General features: G+C 37.5%; 7 protein-coding genes and 1 pseudogene. All 8 read right to left on the bottom strand.

The genetic code is table 11. The annotated features are described in order from the left end of the window. Window positions 1-59 precede the first annotated feature (59 nt). Entirely contained in the window at window positions 60-374 is a 315-nt protein-coding gene (locus tag ABYK33_RS00985; RefSeq protein WP_373031029.1) for a hypothetical protein, read from the bottom strand. Between the two features lie 5 nt (window positions 375-379). Beyond that, a complete protein-coding gene (locus ABYK33_RS00990) occupies window positions 380-1,000 on the bottom strand; it encodes an outer membrane protein (RefSeq protein ID WP_373031030.1) in 621 nt (206 codons plus the stop codon). Between the two features lie 184 nt (window positions 1,001-1,184). Then, window positions 1,185-2,510 carry a Na+/H+ antiporter NhaA gene (gene nhaA / locus ABYK33_RS00995; RefSeq protein WP_373031031.1) on the bottom strand — a complete coding sequence of 442 codons (1,326 nt, stop codon included), beginning with the start codon at window positions 2,508-2,510 and terminating at the stop codon, window positions 1,185-1,187. A 20-nt stretch (window positions 2,511-2,530) separates the two neighbouring features. Beyond that, the gene (locus ABYK33_RS01000) at window positions 2,531-3,325 is read right to left on the bottom strand and encodes an ion transporter (RefSeq protein ID WP_373031032.1); all 795 of its coding nucleotides are present in this window, start codon (window positions 3,323-3,325) and stop codon (window positions 2,531-2,533) included. Between the two features lie 157 nt (window positions 3,326-3,482). Continuing rightward, window positions 3,483-3,827, bottom strand: coding sequence for a P-II family nitrogen regulator (locus tag ABYK33_RS01005; protein ID WP_373031033.1), 345 nt, complete (start codon window positions 3,825-3,827; stop codon window positions 3,483-3,485). A 33-nt stretch (window positions 3,828-3,860) separates the two neighbouring features. Then, window positions 3,861-4,847, bottom strand: a complete 987-nt coding sequence (locus tag ABYK33_RS01010; RefSeq protein WP_373031034.1) for a sodium-dependent bicarbonate transport family permease — start codon at window positions 4,845-4,847, stop codon at window positions 3,861-3,863. Between the two features lie 354 nt (window positions 4,848-5,201). Then, complete coding sequence (locus ABYK33_RS01015) at window positions 5,202-5,777, bottom strand: ComF family protein (RefSeq protein ID WP_373031035.1); 576 nt, start codon at window positions 5,775-5,777, stop codon at window positions 5,202-5,204. Between the two features lie 3 nt (window positions 5,778-5,780). After that, window positions 5,781-6,216, bottom strand: a pseudogene (locus ABYK33_RS01020) (NAD-dependent deacetylase); the annotation flags it as partial.

Raw genomic sequence — 6,216 nt, forward strand, 5'->3', positions numbered from 1 at the left:
TATAGTGGATACGGCTATCCACATTATGGATATTATGGCGGATATTATTATGGTGGTTCTTATCCACCACCTACACATAGACCACCCGGAACTAGACCACCCGGAACCAGACCACCAGGAACCAGACCACCAAGACCTACACATCCTATAGCGAGGCCAGACAGACCAAATAGACCATCAATAGGACGACCGTCAACAAGACCGTCATCAAGTATGCGATCACGACCATCACGTGGAGGTGGTGGAGGAAGACGTAGATAACTCTTCCACGCATTAAGCTGCAGTAAAATGAATTTTATTGTAGTGTATAAACTGTTGAATGTGTAAGGAAAGAGAAATAAGTCTGTCTGCCAAGCTAAAAGCTTAGCAGACAAGGTTCTTAGAATTTATACGTTACACCGACGTTCACAGTGTCAACCGTTAAATCACCGTTAGATCCAAGAACATTTTTATCGTCATCAAACAATGATACATAGTCTACAAATACAGCTACGTTATCATTGACAGAGTATTCTACACCAGCACCCCATGTGAAGCCATCATTATCATCAAAATCTGTGCTATCGATATCATAGTCAAGTGATACTACTCCATATCCAAGAAGTGCGTACACATTAAATGCTTCACTTACAGGGTACATTGGTTTAGCATAGATTCCCCATGCATCAACTGACACATCTTGTTCGTAGGCAGTACCGCTTGCCCAAGTATTGTCACCTACTCCAAACCAATATCTACCTTCAATGGCAATATACTCATTGAATTTATATCCCGCTTGGATCATCAGTTCATCAAAGGTATCCGAATCTCTAGAATAACTTGTATCAGGATCCCACTTTCCGTCTAGTGCACCATAAGCAAGACCAGCATAAAAACCAGCTGATGATTTGTATGCCATTGGGGTCTCTACCATTGGTTCAACTGGAGCGATGTCTCCACCTGCTACTGCAAATGTACCCATTGCAAAAACCGCTACTAATGAAAGATTAAATTTTTTCATAATAGTTCTCCTTGTTTTAATGTAATATAATTATAGAGATAAAGTATGAATCATCTGTGAAAAATATCTTTAAAAAATAGAGTTTTATACCAAGTTGAATTCGTATATTTAGAAGATTATCTCTGTGAAGAAACCTTATAAAATATATAACTTTATAAGGTTTTTAAAATAGGATACTTGGTTTTTATTTTGCTATATATCTAAGCCAGAAATACCCAAATAGTCCGGCAAATAAAGAAGCTGCCAAAATCCCTACTTTGGCTTGAAAAATTAATTCAGGGTTATTAATAAATGCTAAGTCTGCCACAAAAATAGACATAGTAAATCCTATACCTCCAAGAAATGCCACACCAAAAATTTGACTCATGCTACTGTCATGAGGAAGAGATGCTATCTTCAGTTTAATAGCCAACCATGCTACACCAAAAATACCCAATACTTTTCCAAGTATCAGCCCTCCTATAATCCCCATGGATACAGGTTCCATGATCGTAGTACTTATAGAACTAAAATCTATAGCAATTCCAGCATTTGCCAATGCAAATAGAGGAATAACGATCAGCGCTACAGGCAAATGCAGATCCCTTTCAAGTCTTGCAGCAGGAGTACCAATGGCATTTATATTACTTTCAAGCTTTAAAAGTATCGCTTTTTGTCTCTCATTCATACCTTTTGTAGAATCGATAGGATACGTGTCATATTCATCAAGGAGTTTTTTTGCATCTTTTCTAAAACCTACTGCTGAAAGTTTAGGTCTTGTAGGTATAGCTAATGCTGCTATAACTCCTGCTATCGTGGCATGAACACCAGATTCAAGCATAAAGAACCACATAAAAAGCCCCACTATAAAATAAGGCAAGATCATATGGATACCAAAACGGTTGAATGCGACTAAAATTAAAAAAGATGCTCCCGCCAACATAAGAGGCAACATATGTATCTGTTCTGTATAGAAAAGTGCTATGACCAATACTGCACCGAGATCATCTACAATCGCCAAAGCAACCAAAAATGTAACCAATGCAGGTGGTACACGTTTACCTAAAAGTACTAAAGCACTAATGGCAAAAGCAATATCTGTAGCCATAGGTATACCCCATCCACCAGCTCCTTGCGTACCATAATTGATATAAATGTAAATAAGTGCAGGAAATACCATACCACCTATAGCTGCCAAAACAGGAAGTAATGCAGCTTTAATATTGGACAACTCACCTACTGTGACCTCTCTTTTGATCTCTAGTCCAATAATAAAGAAAAAGATAGCCATCAGTCCATCATTTATCCAATGGTGGAGAGTATGAGAAAGTTTCCATTCACCTACATTAAAATCTATTTTCATATGAAAAAAGTGTCCATATGCCTCTGAGAATGAAGTGTTAGCAAATATCAATGCAATGATTGTCATAAACATTAAAATCGCACCTGTAGTAGTCTGTGCATGGATAAAGTGCTCAAAAGGAGTTGCAACTTTTTTAAAGGTTTTTTCCCATGGGGCATATAGTTTCATTTATCTTTCCTTAATATCGTTTATTTGGATACTAGTAACTCTTTGAGCTCTTTGATATCATTGCGTAACATTTTAATTTCTAACCTTGCTGCATCTTCAACCAAATGAACTTCATTTACAATATTCTCTTCTTCCTGGGCATTCATCTCATTCATTGCATCTACAACTATAGCAATAATAAGATTAACAATAATAAAGGTTGCTAAAAAAATAAATGGAATAAAGAATATCCATGCAAGAGGATAGATTTCCATAATTGGTCGTACGATTCCCATAGACCAGGATTCCAATGTCATAATTTGGAACAATGTATAAAATGACTCGCCCAGTGTACCGAACCACTCCGGAAACTTTTCTCCAAATAACTGAGTTGACATAATAGCAAAAATATAGAAAAAGAGCGTTAATAGCCCTGCGATAGATGCTATACCCGGAATCACACTCAACAATGCAGCGATGATCTTCCTCATTTGTGGTACAACCGTGATAAGTCTGAAAAGTCTCAGTACTCTCAATACTCTAAATATCTCAAATCCACCGCTTGAAGGAACTAAAGAGATCGCAACAACGGTAAAATCAAACAGAGACCATGAGTCTCTGAAAAATGACCCTTTGTAGACATAGATCCTTAAAAGGATCTCTATTGTAAAAGTCGTGATAACAAAGAAATTAAACCACTCAAAAAAAGTATGGTAATCTGTAGCAAAACTTTTTGATGTCTCAAAACCCATAGTAATACCATTAAGAACTATCAACCCTATGATAAAGTTTTGAAACTTAGAATTCTCGACAAACTGTTTTATAGCGTTATACATCTATACTCCTTATACAATTAATAAAATACTAATCGGACGGAATTATAATCTATATAAGTTAAATGTATGTAAATAGAGCGAGAATTCTCTCAATGTTGCATCTTTTTATGAGTAGGATTCATTATCTGTAACAACAAACATTACGTTTGACGCTCTTTTAAAATGTCCATCCCGGACACTTAGGCTTAGAACTATCACACTTTTCAGCATTTAATATCTGTGCCTCATGCGTATAGACAAATATGTGATGTCCCATCTCTCTATAGGTATTTAAATTTTTTATGAGTGTTTCAGCTAGCTCATTGGATACTACAACAATGAACATGACATTTGACTCGCCATCAGAGTGTCCGTCCTGGACACCTGACTCACCATCGCCGCGTGCATTTAACTGGGTATATCCGGTGATCCCGATATTTTTAAGAATTTTTATTAATTTATTTTCAAACGTGCTGTTAATGATAATCTGTACTGATTTTCCTGCATACATCTCTATTGACATTCATAACTCCTTTTAATTGTGATTCATTACGCTTTAAGACCCTATATACCAAATCGTCATTTGATAGAAGAGCGGGATTCCGACAACAACATTGAAAGGGAAAGTCACTCCCAAAGACAATGTTAAATAATACGATGGGTTTGCCTCTGGTACTCCATAACGCATTGCCGGAGGCACTGCGATGTATGAAGCACTAGCCGATAATATGGCTAACAAGAACGTTCCACCCACTGAAAACTCAAGGATCGATGCACCTATGATAATACCAAGTGTACCTCCTATAAGCGGCATGATCATACCAAAAGATATAAGTATAACACCCGCTTTCTTGAGTGTATCTGCTTTTTTGGCAGCCTCAATACCCATATCCAATAAGAATAGACATAAAACTCCCATGAAGATATCCTGCGTGAACGGTGTCACTTTTGCAAGAGATTCTGGAGATGCTGTTGCACCGATCAGGAGTGCACCCAGCAAGACGACCACACTTCCGTTTGTAAACGCTTCATGAAGCAGAGGTCCCCACTCGGTTTTTACTTCAGCAGTACCTTTCTGCGCAGCCAATCTTTTTCTTACGAAGGCTGCCATCATGAGTCCCACGATGATCGCAGGTGATTCCATAATAACCATCATCACGATAGGATAACTCTCATAGCTAACACCGGATACTTCTAAAAATGCCACAGCCGTTAAGAATGTTGCAGCACTTACAGAACCGTAGTGTGCGGCTATCGCTGCGGCATCAAACTGATTGATCTTGTTTCTAAAACGCAATAGTCCATAACCGATGATCGGTAGCAAGAAACCTAAGATCGTAGCCCAGATGATCGACTCAACTGCCAGTTGAAAATCTGCTTTACTTAATGCAATACCACCTTTTAACCCGATGGCCATTAACAAATAAACACCTATACCTTTACTCATTCCCTCGGGAAACTTTAGGTCTGAATTTATTAGCTTTGCAACAACACCAAGTGCAAAAAACATTACAGCTGGTATGAGTAGACTATCTATTCCCATGATTTAACCTTTGTGTGAGATATTACTTTTTTTAACATCAATATATTTTGATTGAATGAAAGAGCATTTATTAGTAGTAATAGTGAATACATACCTAGTACAGGTACTTGATCGATTTTTGACCATATAATTTTTGATAATTCTGACATTTTTGTTCCTTTGCTTCAATGTACATTCGGAAAGTAACGTATTATTTAAAACCAGATCTATTAAATAAGACAGATTTTATCTTATTTAAACAATTTGTTACAATAATATACATAATATTGAGAAAGTAAGCCATTTTTATTATGGTATTTGATTATATTATAATAAAATGTAGACTTCATACAAACTTTTTACAAAAGTAAATTGTCACTCTTCCACATCAGCCAATGTCAAAGCAAAAAGTACATTGACTCCATGAGACATAAGTACTTTTTGCGCTTCTTGCAGTGTAATACCAGTGGTGATGATGTCATCTACAAGTATCACGTCTATGTTTGATCTTCCATTGTAAATAAACTCTCTTGGGTGGTCCAAACGGAACTGTAGCGTTTTACCTGAATAATTCACCCTGTTTTGTGCCATCAGAGAGCTGTGTTGTGGGATGGAGTATTTCGTTTTCATGGCCCGTGTAAGAAGTGCCACATGAGCGTAACCACTTTTAACATATTCATCTATGCCTACGATATATACATCTCTATCATCAGACTCTACAAATTCTTCAATAAACGGTTTCAATGTCATCTTGGCCAATGCTTTATATATACGGTAGCCTTCGGGTTTGTGTTTACTGTGAAGCAGTGTTTCAAGGCTGGAGTATTTGAAAAAGCTAATGACATCGAGAGTGCCTACTTTTCGTGTACTTATAGCAGGTACAAACAGTTGTTCAACACATGTCTTGCAGATGATATTAAAATTTAGTTTTGAACACGAGAAGCAACGCATAGGCTATATGATCTTATTTAGAGCTTCAACTGCCCCCATAGGAAGTTCGATCTGTGCACCAAAGCTCTCTCTGGGATTGATACGTATAAGAGGAACATCAAATCTTTTGGCTATCTGTTCAGAAGTATTTCGTACTGTTGGTACGGCTGTACCTGCTCCCATTTCAACAATGGCAAGTTTCGCACCCTCAGCTTCAAGCCTTTCTATCCATAGACTCAGTCTCTCTCTTTGTCCATTGGTACGTGCATACTCCCAGCCAAAGTCTCCAAACATCAAAATGTTAGGTCGTGCCATAGCACCGCAGAAAGGACAGGCAGGTAGAGGTTCTTTGGCTTTAAAACCCTCTTCTATCTCTATAAAGGTATCATCAGCACTCCAAAGTATCCCCTGACAATTATCGATACATTGCATATGATGGATAGAGCCGTGACACTCCATC

This window comes from Sulfurovum sp. (assembly GCF_041562805.1).
GTDB lineage: Bacteria > Campylobacterota > Campylobacteria > Campylobacterales > Sulfurovaceae > Sulfurovum.

What these genes read in the sequence shown, in the direction of transcription:
- ABYK33_RS01015 (WP_373031035.1), bottom strand. Translation starts at nt 5,777, where the DNA reads ATGCGTTGCTTCTCGTGTTCAAAACTAAATTTTAATATCATCTGCAAG.
- ABYK33_RS01000 (WP_373031032.1), bottom strand. Translation starts at nt 3,325, where the DNA reads ATGTATAACGCTATAAAACAGTTTGTCGAGAATTCTAAGTTTCAAAAC.
- ABYK33_RS00990 (WP_373031030.1), bottom strand. Translation starts at nt 1,000, where the DNA reads ATGAAAAAATTTAATCTTTCATTAGTAGCGGTTTTTGCAATGGGTACA.
- nhaA (WP_373031031.1), bottom strand. Translation starts at nt 2,510, where the DNA reads ATGAAACTATATGCCCCATGGGAAAAAACCTTTAAAAAAGTTGCAACT.
- ABYK33_RS01005 (WP_373031033.1), bottom strand. Translation starts at nt 3,827, where the DNA reads ATGTCAATAGAGATGTATGCAGGAAAATCAGTACAGATTATCATTAAC.
- ABYK33_RS01010 (WP_373031034.1), bottom strand. Translation starts at nt 4,847, where the DNA reads ATGGGAATAGATAGTCTACTCATACCAGCTGTAATGTTTTTTGCACTT.